Here is a 21,502-nt window from a genome sequence, read left to right as displayed (position 1 = left end):
GGCGGCGGGTGCGGACACCGCTCCCGCCGCCCTCGGCTACCGGCCGGCCTTCGCGGTCCGCAGCAGAGCGGTGATCCGCTCCAGGCCGGCCCGGCTGCTCAGCCGCTGCTCGACGTACTGCGGACCGCGTGCTCCCAGCCGCAACGCCCGCTCGGGGTCGTCGGCGAGTGCCCGGACCTCCGCCAGCAGCGCCTTCGGGTCCTCCGGTGCGATCACCGAACCGGCGCCCGAGCGCAGCACCTCCTGGGCGGTGCCCCCTTCGGCGGCCACCGAGGCGATCACCGGCCGGCCCGTCATGAAGTACGAGGTCAGCTTGGACGGCAGGCTCATGTCCAGCACGGAGGCCTTCTGGGTCACCGCGAGCACATCGGCGGCGGCGAGCACATCGGGGAACTCCTGGGCGTCGGCGGGCGGCAGGAAGGACAGCGAGGAGACGCCCTCGGCGAGCCGTTGCAGATGCGCGCGCTGGTTGCCGTCGCCCATCAGCACGATCCGTACGGGCGCGGCCTCCTGATCGGCGAGCCTGGCGGCCTCGACCAGGACCTCCAGCCCCTGCTTGAGGCCCATGTTGCCGGCGTGCAGCAGCACGGTGTCCTTCTCGGACCAGCCCAGGCGCGCCCTGGTCTGGTCCCGGTCACCGCTCGGGCCCTCCACATGCGTCCAGTTGGGCACCACATGCACCCGTGCGCGCGGCACGCCCATCGCCGTGACCCGGTCCACGAACGACTCGTGCACCACCCCGACGACGGCCGCCGCGCGCAGGACCCTGGCCTCCACCGCCCCGGCCAGGGCGGCCGCCCGGCCACCGCCCTGGATGCCGCTCTGTTCGGCGGCCGCTCCCATCAGGTCCTGGACGACCACGACATGCGGCACCCCGGCCTGTCGCGCGAGGCGCCCGCCCAGCACTCCCCCGGCCAGGCTGGGCATCTGGGTGAGCACCACGTCGGGGCGGATGCGCGGGGGCGCCACGGCGCCGTGGGCCAGGACGCTCGCCTCGAACAGCGCCCGCCGCAGGGCGGTCTGACGTGGCGGAACGGTGTGGCGCCTGCGGTGCACCGTGACGCCGCCGCGGCGCTCGCGTATCCGCCAGCGGCCGCGATAGCCCTCCGCGACCCGCCAGGCGGGGTAGTGCGGCATACCCGCGAGGACATGGGTGTCGGCGCCGGTTGCGGCCAGGTGCTCGGCGATCTGCGTCGAGTACGGCCCTATACCGGTGTGTTCGGGTGCGTAGTTGGTCGAGACCACGAGCACACACCGGCCCGCGAACGAGTTTTCCACGACTGGTCCCCCTCTGGATGTGCGGTCATCGTAGGAGTCCGCCGGGGCCCGCGGGCTGTGATTTGGGTTGCGATTGTGTCCCGAAGGCGACCTTGTTTCCCGATGTCCCTTACATTGTGCTCGCTGGTGGGGACTTGGGGGGAGGTGGGCGGATGCTGCGCGGGAATCGGCCCGGTGCCATGACGCCGGTACGCGGAATCGCCGCACTGTGCTGCTGGGCGCTGCTGCTGGTGGTACTGCTGCCGGTACTGATCCTTCAGTCGCTGGACGCCCGCTTCGGTGCCGCGCTCGCCGTGCAGTGCGTGGTGGTGGTGCACACCGGTGCGGCGCTGGCCCGGGTGCTGACAGATGTCCGGGCCCGGGTGATCGCCTTCGGCTTCTGGCTCTTCTCGTACGTCTGGCTGGGGCTGGCGCCGCTGGCCATGCTCGCGACGGACGCCTATCCGCGGGGGTTCGTCGTCGACGCGAACACCGCGTTCGTGACCACGGCCGTGGTGGAGACCGGACTCCTGGCCTACAGCGCGGGCTCGGCGCTCGCGTCGTGGCGGTCGGCGCGTACGTCCACGTTCCTCGAACCGGTCCTGGCCCGGCGGCTGTCGCCGGGGCGGGTGCTGCTGTTGTGCGGGCTGGCGCTGCTGCTGGCGGTCGTGCTGATTCCCGGTCAGGGCGGGCTGTCGGCGTTCTTCCTCAGCCGGCAGGCCGCCAACGAGGCCGCGGCGCAGGCGGCACCGGCCGGGTCGGCGGACCGGGCGATGGCGGCCTGGGCGCTTTCGGTACCGGCGTTCTGGGCGCTGGTGGCGCTGCTGCATGTGCCGCGGTTCACCAAGGGCGACCGGACCCTGCGCGGGTTACGGTGGCTGCTGCTGCCGCTGATGATCGCGGTGAACGTCGTGGTCAACAACCCCATCAGCCAGCCGCGCTTCTGGGCCGGAACGGTTCTGCTGGCGCTGGTCTTCAGCGCGTCCTGGCTGCGCGGGCCGCGGGCCTTCCGCTTCGGTGCGGCGGGCGTGGCGGCCGTCGTGCTGGTGGTCTTCCCGTACAGCGACTACTTCCGCTACGACAAACGCGAACCCGTCCATGTCGTCTCGCTCGCCGAGCAGTTCACCTCCAACGGCGACTATGACGCGTTCCAGCAGATCCAGACGGGCGTGGACTACGCCCGTACCCACGGCTTCACCCCGACGGCCGCACTGGGGCCTCCACTGTTCTTCGTGCCGCGCGCCGCATGGCCCGGCAAGCCCGACGACGCGGGGATCCTCCTCGCCCGGCACGCGGGCTACACCTTCACCAATCTGTCCGCGCCGCTGTGGGTCGAGACCTATATGTGGGCCGGCTTCCCGTCCGTCATCGCGGTGTTCGGCCTGATCGGCGCGGTGGGACGGCGCATCGACCACCTCCGGCACCGGCTGCGGCGGCGCCGGGGCACCCTCGCGGCGCTGCTGGTACCGGCGTTCGGCTTCTACCAGCTGGTGTTGCTGCGCGGCAGTCTCATGGCCATCGTGGGCCCGCTGGCGCTGCTGGTGTGCATCCCGCTACTGATCACCCGTAAGGCGGGACGCCGGGCCCTGCCGTCGTCCGCGGCGCAGCCCGCGACCGCACCGGCGCCCCGGGCGCAGCGCGACGCCTTGTCTCTACCCACAGGAGGAGCACGTACGTGAGCGTCTTCGACGAGCCCGCGGAGGAGCCGGACCAGATCCGCGACCAGCTGCGCCAGCTCTTCCGCTATCGCGCTTTGCTGGTGCTCGGGCTGGTGCTGGGCATGCTCGGCGGCGCCGCCGTGTCCGTGCTGGGCGGCTCGACGTACACGGCGACCGGTGAGGTGGTGGTGCATGCGATCAGTACGGCGCCCTTCGAGGCCGGCGGTGTCTCGGCGGACAAGCAGATCAGCATGGGCACCGAGCGGCAGATCGCGCAGAGCGCCTCGGTCGCGACCGCCGCGGCGAAATCCCTGGGGATCCGCACCGATCCGGCCGGGCTCCAGCGCGATCTGCGGGTGAGCAATCCACCCGAGACCCAGACCCTGATGTTCGAGTACAGCGCGGACTCCGCGGACCGGGCGTCCGCGCTCGTCAACGCCTTTGTGCATGCATACCTCGACTACCGGCAGGACGCCGCGACCCAGCGGATCGACAAGACCGTCAGCAAGCTCGGCACGGAACTGAAGCCCCTTCAGGAACAGCGCAAGGTGCTGGACCGGCGGATCGCGGGCGCGAGCGGCGGGGCGGGGCGGGCCACCGACGAGTCCGAGCGCAGCAATCTGGTGTCGGAGATAGCGGATCTCCAGGGCCGGATATCCAGCCTCAAGTCCCTCGACACCACACCGGGCGACATCGTCCGCAAGGGCGATCCCCCGGCCTTCCCGTCCAGCCCCGGTCTCGTCATGCTGCTGCTCACCGGGGCCGTGATCGGTCTCGTCCTGGGCATTCTGGCGGCCTGGGTCCGCTCGGTGCTGGAACCGCGGGTCCGGTCGGTGGCGGATGTGCAGGACAACCTGCGGGCACCGGTGCTGGGCATTCTGCCGCGCCGGCAGGACAGTACGGAACTGCTGGAGGTCGGCCGGAGCGGCCGCGGCAACCGTGCGGAGGCCTACCGCACGATCGCCTTCCGGCTGGTGCACGACCAGCGGTTCGCCGGGCGGGGCAGCCTGCTGATCGTCGCCCCCCGGGAGAACGCGGATGCCGTCTCGGTCGCGGTCAACCTGGCCGGTGCGTTCGCCGAGATCGGCAACGACATCCTGCTGGTCGAGGCCGATCTGCGTACTCCCCGACTGGCCCAGCGGCTCCCGCTGCACCCCGGTCACGGCCGACCGGTGCCGGGCAGCTGGGCGGACGGGGAGCGGCTCGCCGTGGACGCGGGCGTCGACGGGCGCTTCGATCTGCTGCCCGGCCGCGAGGTGCCCAACCCCGGACGCGCCCTGTCCTCACCGCAGTTCGCCCGGCTGCTGAACGAGCCGTCGGGACCCAACGAGAACGTCGTGGTGGTCACCGGGCCGCTGCTGTCGCATGCGGACGGGCTGGCCGTCGCCAAGCAGGCGGCGGGCGTCGTGGTGGTCTGCGATCTGACCGAGGTCCGCCGGGACGATCTGGACCGGGTGTGGGAGCTGATCACCGGGGCCGGCGGGCACATCCTGGGCGCCGTCCTGGACAAGGGCAGCCGCGGGCCGTCGCTGCGCCGGCTGTCGGACGGCGGACCGACCCGCCGCAAGCGCGGCCGGAGCCGCCCGCACGCCGCCGTGGTGGCACCGCCTCAGCTGCCCGGCCCGGTCCCGCCCGGGTCCGGTCCCGCGGCGCCGGCCGGAACGTCCCTCGACGTCGACACCACCTCGCTGCGCAGGTGACGGCCATCCGCCCGGCCGGCCCCGGCGACCGGCCCGCGCCGACGGCAACGGGAGCGGCCGCGGCCGCCGGGCGCGGGGTCGGCACGACCGCACGCGGCAGTCTCTTCGGCCTGGCGGGCTCGGCCGCGAACGCGGTGTTCGGGTTCGTCCTCGTCGCGGTCGTCACCCACGGGCTCGGGGCCCGCGGGGCCGGTGCGGTCTTCACCGGTGTCGCGGCCTTCACCATCCTGAGCAATGCGCTGAAGCTGGGGGCCGATACCGCCCTGGTCCGCTTCGTCTCCCGGGACCTCGAACTCAGCGGCGGCGCCGGTGCACCGGGGCTGTTGCGGATCTCCGTGCTGCCGACGCTGCTGGCGAGCGCCGCCGGGGCGGCGGTGCTGCTGTTCTCCCCCGGGCTCGCCGGTCTGCTGCTGCCCGATCTGGAGCCGGGCCAAGCCGCCGCGCTGATGCGGCTGTTCGCGGTGTTCCTGCCGGTGACGACGGTGGCGCTGGTGCTGCTCGGAGCCACCCGGGGGTTCGGGTCGGTGGTGCCCTTCGTGGGCGTGGAGCAGATCGGCAAACCGGCGCTGCGCGTACTGCTCGCCGTGCCGCTGGTGCTGCTCGCGCCGAGCGTGGCCGCGCTCTCCGCGGCCTGGCTCGTGCCGGGGGTACTGGGGGCGGTGGCCGCGGGCATATCGCTGCGCAGGTCCTGCCGTACGCACCCGGGCACCGGCCGGCCGCCGCCGCAGGCACGGGAGTTCTGGGCCTTCGCCGGTCCGCGGGCGGTCTCCTCGGTCTTCGACATCACCGCGGTGTGGATCGGTGTGATCCTGCTCTCGGTGCTGGGCACCGCCACCGAGGCCGGTGTCTACACGGCGATCGGCCGTCTGGTCACCGCGGGGAGTCTGCTCCAACTGGCGATCCGGCTGGCGGTCGCGCCCCAGATCAGCCGTCTTCTCGCGGGCGGCGACGCGCCCGGGGCCCATCATCTGCACCGGCTGTCGACACGCTGGATCGCGCTCTTCTCCTGGCCGGTGTTCCTGGTCCTCGCCGCCTACCCACGCACCGTGCTGTCGCTCTTCGGGGCCGGCTTCTCCGGAGGTGCGCCGGGCCTGGTGGTGCTGGCGGCGGCCTGCCTGGTCAACGTCGGTGTGGGCAACGCGCAGACGGTCATCCTCATGGCGGGACGGAGTGTCTGGAATCTGACTGTCGCCGGCGCCGCGTTCGTGGTCCAACTCGCCAGCGCGGTATGGCTGGTGCCGCGGTACGGGGTGCTGGGGGCCGCCGTTTCCTGGGGCCTGGCGATCGTGGTGGACAACGGCGCCTCGGCGCTGCTGGCCCGCTACCGGCTGGGCTTCGGCACCGTCGACCGCGGTTATGCGTACGCCGCGCTGGTCGGCGTCGTGGCGGTGGCGCTCCCGGTGTTCGCCATGCGGACATTTCTCGGGGACAACGCTCCTGGTGCGTTCTTGGGAATTGTTTTGTCCATTGGGGCTTTCGGCGCCGCCGTCTGGCGCTATCGTTTGCCGCTGGGGGTAGGGGAGTTCTTCGGGGCGCTACGCAAGCGTGGTTCGGAAAACTCGCGATGAACACTGGGCTCATTTCCGCACAGAACTCGTCTCGTTCCCGCTTCCTATCCTGACAATTCCCATCGCGCCATGCTTCCAGGGGGGACCTGTGCGCCAAAGAAGCAGACCCGTCCATCTCTTGCTCGCGGCCGCGGTACTGGGTACCGCAGCAACGGCACTTTCCGCCGGTCCCGCTCAGGCCACCGGCGAAACCACACTGACCGCCGATCCGCTGAGCACCTGGCAGACCGACGGCATCGTGTGGGCCATGGCCTACGCCAAGGGCATCGTGTACGTAGGAGGCACGTTCAGCCACATCCGGCCGCCGGGCGCCGCCCCGGGCACCGGTGAGGTCGCCCGCACGAATTTCGCGGCCTTCGACGCCAAGACCGGTGAACCGCTGCCGTGCGCCCCGGCGTTCACCGGCGGCACGGGCACCATCCGGGCCATGAAGGCCTCGCCCGACGGCTCGGTGATCTACATCGGGGGCTCGTTCGGGAAGGCCGGCACCGTGGGGCGGTCCAACACGGCCGCCCTCGACACCGCCGACTGCACGATCGGCGCGGACTGGAAGCCGACGGTCAGCTCGACCGTACGGGCCATCGACGTCACCGACGACACCGTCTACATCGGCGGCGGGTTCGCCACCGTCCAGGGCCAGACCCGCGAGCGGATCGCCGCACTGCGGCCCGACAGCACGCTGTTGCCGTTCAAGGCGACGATCCGTGGCTCCTCGATCGGCAACGACCCCACACCGGGGGTCAACGCCATCACGGTCGCGCCCCAGCTCAACAAGGTCATCATCGGCGGCCGGTTCACCTCGGTGAACGGGAGCCTGTTCGGCGTGCACGCGCTGGCCGGGCTGGACGCGACCACCGGCAAGGTCGTCAACTCCTTCACCGGCTGGATCCCCAACCGGTCCGCCGTCAAGACGCTCGTCAACGACGGCACCAACTTCTACCTGGGCGCCGAGGGCACCGGCGGCGGGGTCTTCGACGGCCGGGCGGCCGGGCGGCTGGCCGACGGCGCGCAGCTGTGGAAGGACACCTGCCTGGGCGCCACCCAGGCGGTGCTGCCGTACAAGGGCGTGCTCTACAGCGGTTCGCACGCCCACGACTGCTCCAACACCCCGGGCGGCTTCACGGACATCAACAACCGCCAGCACTTCCTGGCGCAGTCGATCTCCGACAAGACCATCCTGCCGTGGTTCCCGGACACCAACGACGGGATCGGCGAGCAGATCGGCCCGCGGGCGCTGACCGCGGCGGACGGCATCCTGTGGGCGGGGGGCGAGTTCACCACCGTCAATGACGCGCCGCAGCAGGGCCTCACCCGGTTCGCCGCGGGTCCGGACACCGGGGCGCCGCAGGTGCCGCTGCTCAGCGGCGCGAGCAGGTCCCGGGGCAAGATCACGCTGAACTGGAAGGCCTCGTGGGACCGGGACGACGGCGTCCTGACCTACAAGATCTACCGCGACGGCACCTATCTGACCTCGCTCGACCAGGACTCGCGCTACTGGAGCCGGCCCGACATGAGCTTCACGGACACCGTGGAGCCCGGGTCCCAGCACCGTTACTCGATCGAGGTCACCGACGGCACCAATGTCTCGGGGCGCAACGGCCCGGTCTATGTGACCGCCAGAAACTGACCGCAGGGCGAGTGGGGGGTACATGACACAGACACACCGAGTAGGTTATGCGCCCGGGGTCTACGATCTTTTCCACGTCGGGCACCTGAACATTCTCCGGCACGCCAAGAGCCAGTGCGACTATCTGGTGGCGGGTGTGGTGTCGGACGAAATGGCCACGCAGGCCAAGGGGAAGGCACCGGTTATTCCGCTCACCGAGCGGCTGGAGATCGTCCGCAGTGTCCGGTTCGTGGACGCGGCGTTCGTCGAGACGGTGCCCGACAAATTGGAGACCTGGCAGCAGGTGCGGTTCGACGTCATTTTCAAGGGCGACGACTGGCGGGGGACGAGCAAGGGCGACAAGCTCGAACGGGATTTCGCGACGGTCGGGGTCGATGTGATCTATTTCCCCTACACCGTGCACACCTCCAGCTCCTTGTTGCGCAAGGTGCTCGACGGGCTCGCGAATTCCGCGTGACCGGTTGCGGCGGCCCGGTGCCCTGTCCGGGCCGCTCGCCCTGGTGAATTGTCCGTCCCCGGCCCGTCAGCCGCCGGGGGCGGACAATTCGCGGTACCACTTGACCAGGAAGGCCACCATGAAGAGGACATGGGCGGCGAACAGAGCGCAGTACAGCACCATGAACACCTCCCGGCTGCCGAACGACAGGAATATCGCGCAGAACACCCCGTAGTCGACGGGAAGCAGCGCGACGGAGCGCAGCGTGGAAGCCGGTGCCGCGGGCGCGGGGCCGACGCCGCTCTTCAGCCGGTCGGCGCGTTTGAGTTGTTCGGTGAGGATGCCGCCGAAGAAGACCATCACCGCGGCGAACTGGAACGCGACGGGAATCAGCAGATAGCGAGGGTCGGAGAAGCCGAAGTGGCGGTAGAACGAGAGAAGCACGGCCATGTGGAGGGCCAGCATCTTCGCGCAGTCGACCACATGGTCCAGCCACTCCCCCGCGGCGCTGCCGTTTCCGGTCAGCCGGGCGAGCTGCCCGTCGGCGGAGTCGAGGGCGAAGCCGAATACCAGGGCCGCGAATATCCCGGCCGCCACAGCGGGCGAGGGGCGCAGCGTCGCAATCATGACCACGCCGACGAAGGTGAACACCGCACTGATCATGGTGACTTGATTGGGCGTCAATTTGAGGGTGTAGCCCGCGGCAGCCAACACCCGTCCGGCCGGCCGGTTCACATAGCGCGAGTAGAGGGACACCCCCTTCGCTGATTTCTGGGCCGTCGACAGCTGTCCGATCGCATACCCGAACTGGCTCATGTCCCCCACCTGATGAATGGACCCCCCGAAGGAGCAACATCATGGCAGGCAGAACCTCCCCGTCAACCGGTGACGCCACCCGCCGGACGATGCTGGCGGGCACGGCCGCCGCGCTGGCCGCCGCCCTCACCGGGTGCGACTCCCAGCCGTCCCCTGCCTCCCGGCAGTCCTCCGACGACGCCAAGGCCCCCGTGGTCACCGGCCACAAGCCCAAGGGCAAGGACGTCATCGACGTGGTGGCGGACTTCGGCGCCAAGGGCGACGGACGCACCGACGACAGCCGGGCGTTCGCCCGCGCCTACTCCTACGCCGCCGGCCGGGTGTGGGACCACGTCGGCCGGACCGTGATCGACATACCGGCCGGCACGTACCTCATCCGCGCGCCCAACGCGCTGCTCAACGCCCAGGGAGGAAAGCTCAAGGCCAACGGCTTACGGTTCCGCGGCGCCGGCAAGCGCATGACCCAGCTGCTCTTCGCCCCGCACAAGGCCGAGAACGCCTATCTGTGCCGCAACGAGGACAGCTGGGCGAATGTGATGTTCGAGCAGATCGGCTTCGCCGCCGCCACCCCCGGCGCCTCGTTCTTCTACTCCTACTCGACCGGCCAGGCACAGGACTACCGCTTCACCGAATGCGAGTGGACCGGCGAGTGGACCTACGGAGTCGCTCTCGACGGCAGCAACACCAACTCGGAGATGCGCTGGGACGCCTGCCGGGTGGGCGGCGCCTACCGCAAGGCGTTCCTGTACTCCGGCCTGTCACAAAAGTCACTGAGCCACCCGCAGCAGGACCAGTTCCTCAACTACTGGTTCAACGACATGAAGGTCGAGTACGCCTGGGGCAACTTCCTGGAGTTCCCCTACGGCGGTTCCATCACCTGCCGCGGTGGTTCCTACATCGTCACCGGCCGCCGCCCCGAGGACTCCGGCGACTACGGGCGCACCAGCACCTTCTTCCGCTTTCCGCGGGGCCCGCACCACGACTCCGTACAGCGCTTCCACGCCGAGGACATCCGCTTCGAGGTGCGCGACCCGGACACCGTCGTGATCGACTGTGCCTGGGACAGCGGCACGGTGCACTTCAACGACTGCGACGACACCGCGAACGCGTTCAAGTCCTTCGCGGAGGAGAGCAGCCCGCACCGCTACCGCATCGGGGCCCAGGGCCCGCTCGTGCGCTACAACTCGTGCCAGCTGTCCGGGCAGCACGCGTACGAGCCGGACGGGGGATCCGGTCCCCGGGCCCGTTACGACATGTGCCGCCTGCGCAACCACTCCCAGCAGGACTTCATCAAGGGTGCGGGTGACCGGGTGCGGTTCGTCGACTGCCTGGGGGCCTGAGCGGGCCGCGGGCGGGCGGGAACCAGTAGCGGCGGCCGGCGCCGACCGCTGCGGCACGGTGATCAACGGCACACATACTGGCCAGTAGCTTTCTCGCCGTGCGGGCCTAGAGTGAGGCGCGAATGGCGCCGCCGGGCACCCGGCGGCAGCCCGCCCTCCGAGCCGACCAGGGAGACTGCATGCGCTCTCCGAAGGACTTCTTCCGCCCGCTGGCCGTCGGGGCGCCGACACCGGTACGCGAGGTACCGTTCCGGCCGTCCCGGATGATCCACTTCTTTGACCCGGGCAACGAGAAGATGGCCGCGAAGGTGCCGTCCATCGCGCCCACCGTGGACGTGCTGCTCGGCAATCTGGAGGACGCGGTCGCCGCCGACCGCAAGGAAGCGGCCAGGTCGGGCCTGGTGAAGATCGCCAAGGCCACGGACTTCGGCGACACGCAGTTGTGGACCCGGGTCAACAGCCTCGACTCCCCCTGGGCGTTGGACGACCTGGTGACGCTCGTCAGCGAGATCGGCGACAAACTGGACGTCATCATGCTGCCCAAGGTCGAGGGCGCCGAGGACATCCACTACGTCGACCGGCTGCTGGCCCAGCTGGAGGCGAAGGCGCAGGTCCGGCGGCCGATCCTGGTGCACGCCATCCTGGAGACGGCCACCGGCGTCGCCAACGTCGAGGAGATCGCCGGCGCCAGCCCCCGGATGCAGGGCATCTCGCTCGGCCCCGCCGACCTCGCCGCCAGCCGCCGGATGAAGACCACCCGGGTGGGCGGGGGCCACCCCGGATACCTGGTCCGGGAGGACCCGCACGGCGCGGACGGCGCCGCGCCGCGGGCCACCTTCCAGCAGGACCTGTGGCACTACACCCTCGCGCGCATGGTCGACGCCTGTGCGGCGCACGGCATCCTGCCGTACTACGGGCCGTTCGGCGACATCAAGGACACCACCGCCTGCGAGGACCAGTTCCGCAACGCCTTCCTGCTCGGCTGCGTCGGCGCGTGGAGCCTGCACCCGGTGCAGATCGCCATCGCCAAGAAGGTCTTCTCGCCCGCTCCCGCCGACGTCGCCTGGGCCCGCCGGGTCATCGAGGCGATGGGGGACGGCACCGGCGCGGTGATGATCGACGGCAAGATGCAGGACGACGCCACCTACAAGCAGTGCCAGGTGGTCGCCGGACTCGCCGCCGCCCTCGCCGCCCGCGACCCCGAGCTGCGCGACGCCTACGCCGCGGCCGAAAAGGAGTAAGTACCGTGTCCGACGCGATCCTGCGGCCGCGCCGCTCCGTGCTCTACATGCCCGGTGCCAACGAACGCGCCCTGGAGAAGGCCAAGTCCCTGCCCGCCGACGCGCTCATCCTCGACCTGGAGGACGCCGTCGCCCCCGAGGCCAAGGCCGAGGCCCGTATGCGGGTCGCGGCCGCCGCGGCCTCGGGCGAGTACGGCTACCGCGAGGTGACGATCCGGGTCAACGGGCCGGGCACCGAGTGGCACGCCGACGACCTCCGGGCCGCCGCCGAGGCCGGTCCGGACGCCGTGGTGGTGCCCAAGGTGGACTCCGCCGAGACCGTACGGGACGTCGAGCGGGCCCTCGAGGCCGCCGGCGCTCCGGACCATACGGCCGTGTGGGCCATGGTCGAGACGCCGCGCGCGATGCTGGACGCCCGCGCGGTGGCCGCCGCCGGCGAGCGGCTCACGGTGCTGGTGATGGGCACCAACGACCTGGCGAAGGAACTGCACGCCGAGCACGTCCCCGGCCGGGCCCCGCTGCTGACCGGGCTGTCGCTGGCGCTGCTGGCGGCCCGTGAGTCCGGCAAGGTGATCCTGGACGGTGTCTACAACGACGTGAAGAACCCCGAGGGGTTCGAGGCCGAGTGCGTCCAGGGGCGGCAGTTCGGCTTCGACGGGAAGACGCTCATCCATCCGTCGCAGGTCGAACCCTGCAACCGGGTGTTCGCCCCGTCGACGGAACAGATCGCCCGCTCGCGGAAGATCATCGACGCGTTCGACGAGGCCACCCGCGAGGGACGCGGGGTCGTCACCGTCGACGGCAGGCTGATCGAGAACCTGCATGTCGAGGACGCCCGCAGGATCCTCGCCCTCGCCGAAGCGCTCGCCGGACGCGCATAGGGGTGTGCGGTCGACGGCCGTCCCGGTGAATCCCCTCGTCGGACAGGTGAATACGCGGGACGGGCCGTTGCTCCTGCTTGGTGGATGCGGGCATCCGGGATAGCAACATCCCGGGGACCAACCATGAGGTGCAGGAGCACACTGTGAAGAACATGGCACGCATCAACGTTGTGATTACAGGAGCTTGCGGTCTGCTCCTGGCCGCCGGCGGGGTCGCACCCTCGGTGGCCTGGGCCGGTTCATCCGGCGGGGACAGGATCACGAACAGCGATACCGTCTCCAGGATCAACGCCTCGTTCCGCTGCGGACCGAGAGCCAGATTCTGCGTCAACGGGCCGCTGAGAAGCGGAAACGCCAGGGGACAGGACGTTCGCATCTCCGGCGGCAGCATCAACAACAGCGGCAGCCCGACCAACACCAACGGAAACACCAACTCGAAGGACGAGACATCCGGCCCGACGACGAAGAGCAGCAATAACGCGCAGGCCCTCGGCGGCGGCAACACGCAGAAGGCTTCGTGACCCCACGCTGATCCGAAAGAACGGCCCCCGGCTTCCGGGGGCCGTTCTTTCGCTTGCGGGGCCGGAAACGGCGATCGCCCGGCGGTCTCGCCGCGCGATCGTGTGACGGTGCGCGAGCTCGACGTATCCGTCAAGCGCTGTAGCCGGATCAGTGGAAGAGCACTCCGAGGACGTGCTGAATGTTGTTGTCGCTGCCCGTCGAGGCGCCCGAGACGGAGTCGGCGCTGTTGGTGGACCCGTTGGTGTTGGCGAGATTACCGCTGTTATTCGGGTTCCCGTGGTTGACGAAGTTACCGCTGTGCAGGCTGTTGCCGCTGTTCACCGGCCCGTTGATGCAGCCGTGACCCGACAGGAGCACCGGCGACTTGTAGTGGATATGGCCGAGGCGGTTGTTGCAGATCACCCCTTGGACCGTGCCGGTCACGGTGCCGATATCGGCGTCCGTCACCGCCGACAGCAGGGAGTCCGGAATGGTCACCGCTTGAGCGACCCCGCTGCCGAGCAGCACCAGGCCGCACGCCCCGACGATGGTTCCCGCCCGCATAGTTCTTCTCACGACGCTCCTCGCCTCTTCATCCTGCTGATGCCACACGTATCGTGCTGCCGTTGTCGGCCCGCACCACCGTTCAACCCGCGGGGAGTAAAACGCCCGTCGGCCACAATCAGCCGGGTGGCCCAACAATCAGTTTTTCGCCGCCCCGGGGGACGGGGCCCGGCGTACCACCCCTCATGTGACGCTGTGCGGATGGCAGGCCGTGGCCGAGCGCGGCGGCCAGGTCTGGGGGTCGAGGATGCCCAGGACATAGGCGCGGGCGACGAGGGCGGGTCTGGTCGGGGCGTCGAGGAGGTCGCGCAGGCGGCTGAGGTGGTAGTCGACGGTCTGCCGGGAGAGGTGCAGGGAGGTGGCGATCTCGGCGTTGCTGCGGCCGGCGGCCAGCAGGGACAGGATGCGGACCTGACTTGCCGTCAGCTGAGGATGCGCGTCATGGGCAAGTCCCTGGTGGGTGACGACCGCCCAGACGCTCGTGGCGCGGGCCGCGCTCCGGCCGACCGTCGTGAGATGCAGCCGGGCGCGGCGCTGCCGGCCGCGGCCGTCCAGGAGCACGGCGGAGGTCTGGATCCGCCGGCTGCGGCGCGCTATCAGATCGTGCCAGCCGCGGCGCAGTCCCGGTAGTTCCGAGGCGGGTGCCAGCACGGTGTGTGCACGGCGGCCGACGAGGTCCGACAGGCGGGTCTGCAACAACTCGGCGGCCGCCGCGCTCGCCTGCTGGATCCGTCCGCCCGCGGAGATCAGCGCGCACGCCAGGCCGCTGTGATCGCGCAGCGCATGCAGACTCTCCTCGGCCTCCCGGCGTTGGCGCAGGGCGCGGGTGTAGTCGCTGATGTCGACGTAGATGCCCGCGACGCAGGTCCGACCCGCCTCCCTGACGGGGAAGCGATGGCCGGCCGCCTGCCCGCTGCTGCCGTCGGCGCGGTGGTAGGTGAGGGTGTGCCGCACGGGCTTGCCACGGGCCAGGACCTCCCGGTCCAGGGCGAGGACCTGGGCGGCGTCGGCAGGCCCGTCGACGTCCGCGACGCACTCGCCGATGATGTGCTCCGGTGTGGTCCCGTACAGATGGGCGTAGGCGTGGTTCGCCCAGAGGTAGCGCCCGTCCGCGTCCCGGATGAAGGCCGCGGCGGGGGCGAGGTCCGCGAAGGCGTCGTAGCGGCGGGCACCGGCGGCGCGGGTGCCGACCTCCACCGCCAGGCCACGGGAGCGGCCCTGCCGGGGCACGCCGAGAGCCCAGTTCACATCGAAGACACGACCGTCGAACTGTGCCTGCCAATGGCTGGTTTCGGGCGCTGCGGCGGGCTCGGGGAGCTCTTGACGCACGGTGTCGAGGAACCGCTGGGCCGTCACCGAGTCGTCGAAGGCTCCTCCCCCGCTGTCGATCACACGCAACTCACGGTCGGCCTCCCACCAGGACACCGGAAGGTGTTCGAGCAGCGACTTCAGACTGGTCTCGTCCACGACGGGCCCCTTTTGTGGTGAAGAGTTCAACGGGTTTGGACGGCGCGCCATCGCCATGCGTATCCCTCCGCGTTGCGTGGCATGCCCGGTTCTCGGCCGATCTGGCGTCGTCCGCGCGCCTCCGCGCTGCCGCGCCGCCATACGGCATCACGGAACCTTCACAGCGGATGGACGGTATCCACAACTCTGGCATTTGCCTGAGCGGTTGCGGCCCGATGCGGGGAACCGTGTGCCGCACGGCTGCTTCGCTTGAAGCATGGCGTCCGGCGGTGAGATCCGGCGCCCTCGGCCGTCCGATGGCCCATACCCGTATGAAGAGGAGTCGGATTCCAGTGAGCAAGGTGCTGTTCGTGTATGCCAAGGGCGGACCGCCCTTGGGGTACGCCCTGTCACGGGTCGCCGCACGGTCGGCAGTGCACCTGCTGGCGCTCAGCGCGCTCCCGCCGTCCGTTACCGCGTCCGCGGACCGACTGTGTGCTTCGGTCCTGATCCCTTCCGAGCCCGAGCGACACGACCTGGTGTCCCTGATCGTCTCCCGGGCCCAGGAAGTGGGCGCGGACGCGGTCGTCACCTTCTCCGAGTACGCCGTCGTCGCGGTCGCGGAGGCCTGCGAGAAGCTCGGCCTGGCCGGGGCGGGCAACTCCTGTGCGCTCGCCCGCGACAAGCGGATGATGCGGCGCACCTGGCAGGACCAGGGGATATCCCAGCCCCGGTTCCGCCCCGTCGCCACCGAGCAGGATCTGCACGACGCGGCCGCCACGCTCCGCTTCCCCCTGCTGCTGAAGGCCGCCTGGAGCGCCGGCTCCACCGCGCACCGCACCATCCGCTGCGCCGGCGAGGTACGGGCGGCCTGGGAGCGGGCGCGCGAGGTGATGGCCGAATCCGCTCAGCTGGGGTACGCCGAGCTGCATGTCGCCGGTGCCGGGGCGGACTTCATCGTCGAGGAGATCGTGCCGGGTACCGCGGAGGAGTGGTTCGACCAGGAGGGCTGGGGCGACTACGTCAGCGTCGAAGGCGTCGTCGTGGACGGGGACTTCCGTCCGGTCTGTCTCAGCGGGCGGATGCCGACCGTGGAGCCGTTCACCGAACGCGCCGGCATCACGCCCGCCGCGCTGCCGCACGACGCCCAGCGCCGCATCGTGGCCCTGGCGCGCGATGCCGTCGACGCGCTGGGGCTGCGCAACTGCGGTACGCACACCGAGATCAAGCTCGGTGCCGACGGGCGGATGTGGGTGATCGAGACCGCCGCCCGGTTCGGCGGTGCGATGACCGTCCCGCAGATCGAGGAGGTCTTCGGCCTGGACCTGATCGGCATGCTCACCGACCACCTGCTGGGGCGTCCGGTCTCCTGGCCCGCCGAGGCCCGCACGCCGCAGGAGGCGCACGGCGCGGCCGGCTCGCTGGTCGTCCTGGCCGTCGACGGGGCCGGTGAAGCCTGGCCGGACCGGCGGATCTGGGACTTCCCGACGGTGCACGACAACGTGCCCCTCAGTGCGGGCAGCCGGCTGTCCGTGGTGGCCGAGAACTCGCTCCCGGACGGGACGTCGGTGCCGGTGTACGACCCGGCCGCGGGCGCCAACACCATGGCGGCGCTGTGCCTGCTGTCGGCCACCGATCCGGAGACCGTGATCCGCGACTTCCGGAGCCTGGTGGACGCCCTTCCCGAGGTCCTCCCCCACGGCACCACGGAGGCGCAGTCATGACCACCACCGTCCTGCCCGCCGGCGCGCCCGGCCCGCTCACCGATCGCACCGTCGTGGGCGAGAACCTCTCCCTGCCGCTCTTCCGCACCCTCTCCGGCGTCCTGGCCGGCCACCCGTACCTCAAGGTCGTGGTGGACCGCATCGAGAACACCTGGCATCTGCTCGACACCGCCACCCACCCGTTCCACGTCAACTACATCGCCACCCGTGTGCTCGGCATGGAGCTGGCCGCGCTGGACTCCTGCCTGGACGCCTTCAACGCCTCGGTCTACATGGATCCCGAGCGCCGCTTCCTGCTGGGTGTGATCTCGCTGCACACCGACGAGGACGCCGAGGGACGGGAGCGGCCTTTCCTGGTCCTGGAGACCACCGAGGCCGACACCATGAACGGCCGGCTGCTGGAGGAGTTCTACACTTTCGTCCGCCACCGGGTCGACGGCCGGCTGCCGCTGCTGCTGAAGCCGGCGAACCACGGGCAGGAGCACGAACTCGCCGCGATCAGCGATGTCCGGGTGCCGCGGATCCTCGGTCATGAACTCTTCGGCAACCGCACCCGTACCCCGCTCAACCCCGGCGAGGCCATCGGCCGGCTCCGCTACTTCCGGACCCCCGAGGAGTACGCGGCCGCGGCCGCCGAGCTCGGCTGGTCCGACATCGTGGCCATGCCGTCGCTGCCGGACGATGTGCCGCGGGTGGCCGGCTTCCTCAACACCGCGCCCGGTACGCCGCTCTCGCACACCAATGTCCTCGCCTCGGGCTGGGGCATCCCCAATGCGATCGTCCGCGATCTGGACCGCCTCGTCGAGGCGGACGGCCTGGACGGCGCCTGGATCCGCTACCGGGTGCAGGACGACGAGATCACCCTCGCCCCGCTGGCCCATGTCCCCTCGCTGGAGGCCCCGGCCTGGCACCAGCAGCGGATCCGGATGGAGCCGCCGCTGCTGGAGGACGTACCCGCGCTGTACCTGCACCGGCTGCGCCGCGCCGACCAGGGCCGGTACGGCACCAAGGCGGCCAGCCTCGGGGAGCTCCATCACGTCCTCGACAGCCGCTCCGCCGACCTCACCGCCTTCTACGGGCAGCCGAGGCCGCCCCGCGCCGACCTCTACGGCCACCTCGCGGCCCGCCTGGGCACCCCTGGCGCGACCCCCGCGGAACTGCAGGCGCTGGCGGCCGACTTCGTGGCCGGCACCATCGCCGCGCCCGACGGGATCGCCCTCCCCTTCGCCCTCCAGCACCGCTTCCTGACGTCCTCCCCGGCCGTGCAACAGGGCATCGGCAAGCTGAAGATGGCGCTCGAACTCGATGCCGTCGACGTGGTGGACGCGCTCTGCCTGAACCTTCAGCAGCTCATCCGGAACACCCCCATGCCCGACGAGGTGACCCGCCAGATCACCCAGGCGCTGCCCGACGGCCCCGATGCGGCCAACCGTCTCGTGGTGCGCTCCTCCTCCAACGCCGAGGACCTGCCGGGGTTCTCCGCGGCCGGGGTCTACGACTCGGTCACCACCGTCCACGGCCCGGACGAACTCCTGGACGCGGTACGCCAGGTGTGGGCCTCCCTGGTGTCGCCGCGCAGCGTCCGGCTGCGCCACCAGGCGGGCATCTCGCTCGACGACACCTACATGGGCGTGATCATCCAGCGGTATGTGCCCGCTGACCTCGGCGGTGTCCTGGTGACCTGCAATCCGACCAAGCGCACGGACTTCCGCAACGTCTACCTCAACTGCTCTCCCGGCTCGCCCGAGACGGTCGTCGACGGAACGACGCTGCCGCTCCAGTACCTGTACAACACGGTCGAGGGCGGCGGCCGCACCGTCGCACTCGGCTCGACCGGGCAGGACCTGCCCGTCGCCACCCGGGACAAGCTGGCCCGGCTGGCGCTGACCGGCCGGCTGCTCCAGTCCCACTTCAGCGACACCGATGTGGACCATCCGCTCGACATCGAATGGCTGATGACCGATCAGGGGGACTTCCGCCTGGTCCAGATCCGCCCCTACGCGCTGTGATCCGCCCGTTCTCCGGTCTGCGAGGCGCCCGCGGTCCCCGGGCCGCGGGGGTGCCGCTGACACCGCGGGCCCGCCGGATCATCAGGCTCAACAACGGCTTCCAGCTGCTGTTCAACCTGTTGTGGTGGATGCCGGTCTTCTACGCCTATCAGCGGGAGGCGGGGCTCTCCGACGGCCAGATCTTCGGCATCCAGAGCATCTACTACGTCGCGTTCTGCCTCTTCGAGATCCCGACCGGGATGGTGGCCGACCGTATCGGTGCCCGCAACTGTCTGCGGGCCGGTGCCGTCGTGATGACCGCGGCGAACCTGGCCCCGGTCCTCGCCCCCAGCTACACCGGCTTCCTGGTGCACTTCCTGGCCATCGCCGCCGGCCGCTCGCTGACCTCCGGCGCCGCCAGCGCCTATCTCTACGACGGCCTGGCGGCCGAGGGCGCGGGAGAGCACTATCTGAAGGCGGAGGGGCAGGCACGGGCGCTGGGGCTGGCCGCGAAGGTGCTGTGCTGGCCGCTGGTCGGCCCCTTGATGGCCGTCGCACACCCCACGCCGTATGTGCTGAGTGCCGCCAGCGCGGCGGGCTCGCTCGTCTGCGCCATGGTGCTGCCGCGGCACACCGCGCCCGGTCACGACCGCCGGGAGCGGGCCGCGAAGAGCTCCCGCGGCGGACTCACGTTCCTCCGTGATGCCACCACGGCGCTGCGCTGTGTGTGGGCCACACCCTGGCTCGCCCTGCTCATGGTGCAGGGCGTGGCCGTCTTCACGCTCTCGCGCATCTGCCAGGTCAACCTCTTCCAGCCGGTGCTGCTGGACCACGGCATCCCCGAAGGCTCACACGGCGGCGTGCTGGCCGCCATGACCGTCGCGGAGGCGGTGGCCTCGGCCCGGCCGCAGTGGCTGGGCTCGCGGCTGTCACCGGTCGCCTGGGTCTCGCTGCTCAGCCTCGCGATGGCGGCGGCGCTGGCGGGCAGCACCCTCGGCGGGCCCTGGACCGTGGTCGCCCTGCTGTGCGTGTTCGCCGCGGTCACCGGTTTCGCCTACCCGCTCCAGCGCAAGCTGGTGAACGACGCGATCCCGGCGGGTGCGCCACGGGCCACCCTGCTCTCCGTCGAGAGCATCGTGGACCGGGCGGTGTGTGCGCTGGCGGCCGTGGCCGCGGGTGCCTACCTCTCGGCCGGGCGGCTGGACACGCTGCTGTGGCACAGCGCGGTGGTGACCGGCGTGGTGATGCTCGTGCTGCAACTGATCCTGCGGCGGGCCCGGGGAAGGCCCCGGAAGCGGCCGACGGAGGAGCCGGTCCCGGAGCTGGTCACCACAGCAGGAAACCCCTGAGCGTCACCGTCATACTGGGGACGTGCGGGGTACCGGTGCCGGGCGCTACGGCGAAGGCATGTTCCGCCCGGAAGAGACCGGCGAGGCCGGTCGTATCGACCTGGGAGCGCTCGCCTACGACGAGGTGAGCGCCGCCCGGTTGACTGCGTTGGGAGCCGGTCCCGGCTGGAACTGCCTGGACGTGGGCGCGGGGACCGGCACCCTCGCACGGTGGCTGCTGGAGTCGGCCGGTGTCACGTCGGTCCTCGCGGTGGACCGTGACACCCGGTTCCTCAGGGCCGACGGCACACCGGGTCTGTCGGCGCTGAGCGCCGACATCACCGCGCCGGACTTCGATCCCGGCCGGTTCCAGCTGGTCCACGCGCGATTCGTCCTGATGCATCTGCGCGCATGGCGCCGCATGATCGCCAAGCTGGCGTCGCTGGTCGCGGACGATGGGGTGCTGGTGCTCAGCGATGCCGTGGACCTGACGTCCGCCACCGCGCCGAGCACCCCGTACACCGCGGTCATGCGGGCGATGTGGCAGGCACTGCGGGAGACCATCGGCACGGACATCTCCTGGGTGCCGGACTACCCGCAGCTGCTGCTCGAGGAAGGCCTGTGCCAGGTGGCCGCCGAGATCCGGGTGCCGCCGTTGGTGCCGGGCAGTGCCCTCAGCGGTTTCTGGGCCGAGACATGGGAGCGGGCACGGGGCGCCATCCTGGCGACGGGGCGGGTGGACGAGGCGCAGATGGAGCGGGCCCTGCGCGATCTGTCGTCGCCCCGCTGCGCCGGCCTCTCCCCCGGGATGCTCACCGCTTGGGGTTGGAAGACCGAGGAGGCCGCCCGTGACCGCCACATCTGACCGGGAACGGGAGCGTGTCTGGGAGCTGCACACCACCAGCGAGTTCAGCACTCTCGACCTCGACACGACGATGGCCACCATGTCGGACGACCCGGAGGTGGTGCATGTCCCCACGGCCATGGGCGCCCGCGGCAGGGCGTCCGTGCGGCACTTCTACCGCCGCTGGTTCGTGGGCCACCACGCGGCCGATTTCGCCCTCGCCCCGCTGACCCGCACCACGGGCAGGACGCGGATCGTCGACGAAATGCTGGTCTCGTTCACCCATGACGTGGAGGTGCCGTGGATCCTCCCCGGTGTGCCGCCGACCGGACGGCGCGTCGAGATCCCGGTCATCGCGGTGGTCTCGTTCGACGGCGCGCTGATCTCCGGCGAGCACATCTACTGGGACCAGGCCGCGGTGCTCGGCCAGACCGGCCTGCTCCCGGCGGAGACGATGGCGCGGCTGCCGGTCGTGGCGGATCAGCGCGGGACGCTGACGGCCGGCCCGCTCAATCAGCTGGCCGGCGGGCAGCGCCGCGGCTGAGTCCGCCACAGTCCGCCACCGGGCAGGAGGCCCCGCACT

18 protein-coding genes are annotated in these 21,502 nt (G+C 70.8%); 14 read left to right on the top strand and 4 right to left on the bottom strand.

The features are described 5' to 3' along the window. Positions 1–36: 36 nt before the first annotated feature. The gene (locus tag K7C20_RS34970; protein WP_053208653.1) at positions 37–1,245 is read right to left on the bottom strand and encodes a glycosyltransferase; all 1,209 of its coding nucleotides are present in this window, start codon (positions 1,243–1,245) and stop codon (positions 37–39) included. A 185-nt stretch (positions 1,246–1,430) separates the two neighbouring features. On the opposite strand from K7C20_RS34970, the gene K7C20_RS34965 reads away from it, so the two are divergent. The 5 genes from K7C20_RS34965 to K7C20_RS34945 all read left to right on the top strand — a co-directional run bounded on the left by K7C20_RS34965 (position 1,431) and on the right by K7C20_RS34945 (position 8,267). Next, positions 1,431–2,936, top strand: a complete 1,506-nt coding sequence (locus tag K7C20_RS34965) for a hypothetical protein (protein WP_107083333.1) — start codon at positions 1,431–1,433, stop codon at positions 2,934–2,936. Next, entirely contained in the window at positions 2,933–4,615 is a 1,683-nt protein-coding gene (locus K7C20_RS34960; RefSeq protein WP_053208638.1) for a tyrosine-protein kinase domain-containing protein, read from the top strand. Before K7C20_RS34965 ends, K7C20_RS34960 begins: the two co-directional genes overlap by 4 nt. Then, a complete protein-coding gene (locus K7C20_RS34955; protein WP_053208639.1) occupies positions 4,612–6,183 on the top strand; it encodes an oligosaccharide flippase family protein in 1,572 nt (523 codons plus the stop codon). The genes K7C20_RS34960 and K7C20_RS34955 overlap by 4 nt, the downstream gene beginning before the upstream one ends. Before the next feature lie 88 nt (positions 6,184–6,271). Further along, positions 6,272–7,810, top strand: a complete 1,539-nt coding sequence (locus tag K7C20_RS34950) for a PQQ-binding-like beta-propeller repeat protein (RefSeq protein ID WP_030079246.1) — start codon at positions 6,272–6,274, stop codon at positions 7,808–7,810. Positions 7,811–7,832: 22 nt separating this feature from the next. Beyond that, positions 7,833–8,267 carry an adenylyltransferase/cytidyltransferase family protein gene (locus tag K7C20_RS34945; RefSeq protein ID WP_030079248.1) on the top strand — a complete coding sequence of 145 codons (435 nt, stop codon included), beginning with the start codon at positions 7,833–7,835 and terminating at the stop codon, positions 8,265–8,267. A 66-nt stretch (positions 8,268–8,333) separates the two neighbouring features. On the opposite strand, the gene K7C20_RS34940 is transcribed toward K7C20_RS34945, so the two are convergent. Then, complete coding sequence (locus K7C20_RS34940) at positions 8,334–9,062, bottom strand: CDP-alcohol phosphatidyltransferase family protein (RefSeq protein WP_030079250.1); 729 nt, start codon at positions 9,060–9,062, stop codon at positions 8,334–8,336. 41 nt (positions 9,063–9,103) lie between these two features. On the opposite strand from K7C20_RS34940, the gene K7C20_RS34935 reads away from it, so the two are divergent. The 4 genes from K7C20_RS34935 (at position 9,104) to K7C20_RS34920 (ending at position 13,045) form a co-directional block, all read left to right on the top strand. Then, positions 9,104–10,402: a glycoside hydrolase family 55 protein gene (locus K7C20_RS34935; protein WP_245170969.1), complete on the top strand. Its 1,299-nt coding sequence runs from the start codon at positions 9,104–9,106 to the stop codon at positions 10,400–10,402. Positions 10,403–10,581: 179 nt separating this feature from the next. Next, on the top strand, positions 10,582–11,643 hold the full coding sequence (locus K7C20_RS34930) for an HpcH/HpaI aldolase/citrate lyase family protein (RefSeq protein WP_030079254.1): 1,062 nt from the start codon (positions 10,582–10,584) through the stop codon (positions 11,641–11,643). 5 nt (positions 11,644–11,648) lie between these two features. Continuing rightward, positions 11,649–12,524 (top strand): HpcH/HpaI aldolase/citrate lyase family protein, encoded by an 876-nt coding sequence (locus K7C20_RS34925; protein ID WP_280921977.1) that lies wholly within the window; start codon positions 11,649–11,651, stop codon positions 12,522–12,524. Positions 12,525–12,676: 152 nt separating this feature from the next. Then, complete coding sequence (locus K7C20_RS34920; RefSeq protein WP_245170973.1) at positions 12,677–13,045, top strand: hypothetical protein; 369 nt, start codon at positions 12,677–12,679, stop codon at positions 13,043–13,045. 148 nt (positions 13,046–13,193) lie between these two features. Here K7C20_RS34920 and K7C20_RS34915 read toward each other — a convergent pair whose 3' ends face one another. Further along, positions 13,194–13,589: a hypothetical protein gene (locus tag K7C20_RS34915; RefSeq protein WP_030079261.1), complete on the bottom strand. Its 396-nt coding sequence runs from the start codon at positions 13,587–13,589 to the stop codon at positions 13,194–13,196. Positions 13,590–13,772: 183 nt separating this feature from the next. After that, complete coding sequence (locus K7C20_RS34910; RefSeq protein ID WP_053208640.1) at positions 13,773–15,056, bottom strand: helix-turn-helix transcriptional regulator; 1,284 nt, start codon at positions 15,054–15,056, stop codon at positions 13,773–13,775. A 332-nt stretch (positions 15,057–15,388) separates the two neighbouring features. On the opposite strand from K7C20_RS34910, the gene K7C20_RS34905 reads away from it, so the two are divergent. The 5 genes from K7C20_RS34905 to K7C20_RS34885 are packed head-to-tail and all read left to right on the top strand — an operon-like array spanning position 15,389 to position 21,463. Then, positions 15,389–16,759 carry an ATP-grasp domain-containing protein gene (locus tag K7C20_RS34905; protein ID WP_030079267.1) on the top strand — a complete coding sequence of 457 codons (1,371 nt, stop codon included), beginning with the start codon at positions 15,389–15,391 and terminating at the stop codon, positions 16,757–16,759. Further along, positions 16,756–18,768: a PEP/pyruvate-binding domain-containing protein gene (locus K7C20_RS34900; protein WP_053208641.1), complete on the top strand. Its 2,013-nt coding sequence runs from the start codon at positions 16,756–16,758 to the stop codon at positions 18,766–18,768. The genes K7C20_RS34905 and K7C20_RS34900 overlap by 4 nt, the downstream gene beginning before the upstream one ends. Continuing rightward, positions 18,765–20,096: an MFS transporter gene (locus K7C20_RS34895; RefSeq protein ID WP_078952885.1), complete on the top strand. Its 1,332-nt coding sequence runs from the start codon at positions 18,765–18,767 to the stop codon at positions 20,094–20,096. Before K7C20_RS34900 ends, K7C20_RS34895 begins: the two co-directional genes overlap by 4 nt. Positions 20,097–20,118: 22 nt before the next feature. Then, entirely contained in the window at positions 20,119–20,940 is an 822-nt protein-coding gene (locus K7C20_RS34890; RefSeq protein ID WP_078952886.1) for a class I SAM-dependent methyltransferase, read from the top strand. Continuing rightward, positions 20,924–21,463 carry a nuclear transport factor 2 family protein gene (locus K7C20_RS34885; protein ID WP_053208642.1) on the top strand — a complete coding sequence of 180 codons (540 nt, stop codon included), beginning with the start codon at positions 20,924–20,926 and terminating at the stop codon, positions 21,461–21,463. The genes K7C20_RS34890 and K7C20_RS34885 overlap by 17 nt, the downstream gene beginning before the upstream one ends. Positions 21,464–21,502: the final 39 nt, after the last annotated feature.

Origin of the sequence: Streptomyces decoyicus (assembly GCF_019880305.1) — a bacterium.
Lineage (GTDB): Bacteria > Actinomycetota > Actinomycetes > Streptomycetales > Streptomycetaceae > Streptomyces > Streptomyces decoyicus.
This window is presented reverse-complemented; position numbering and strand designations above follow the sequence as displayed.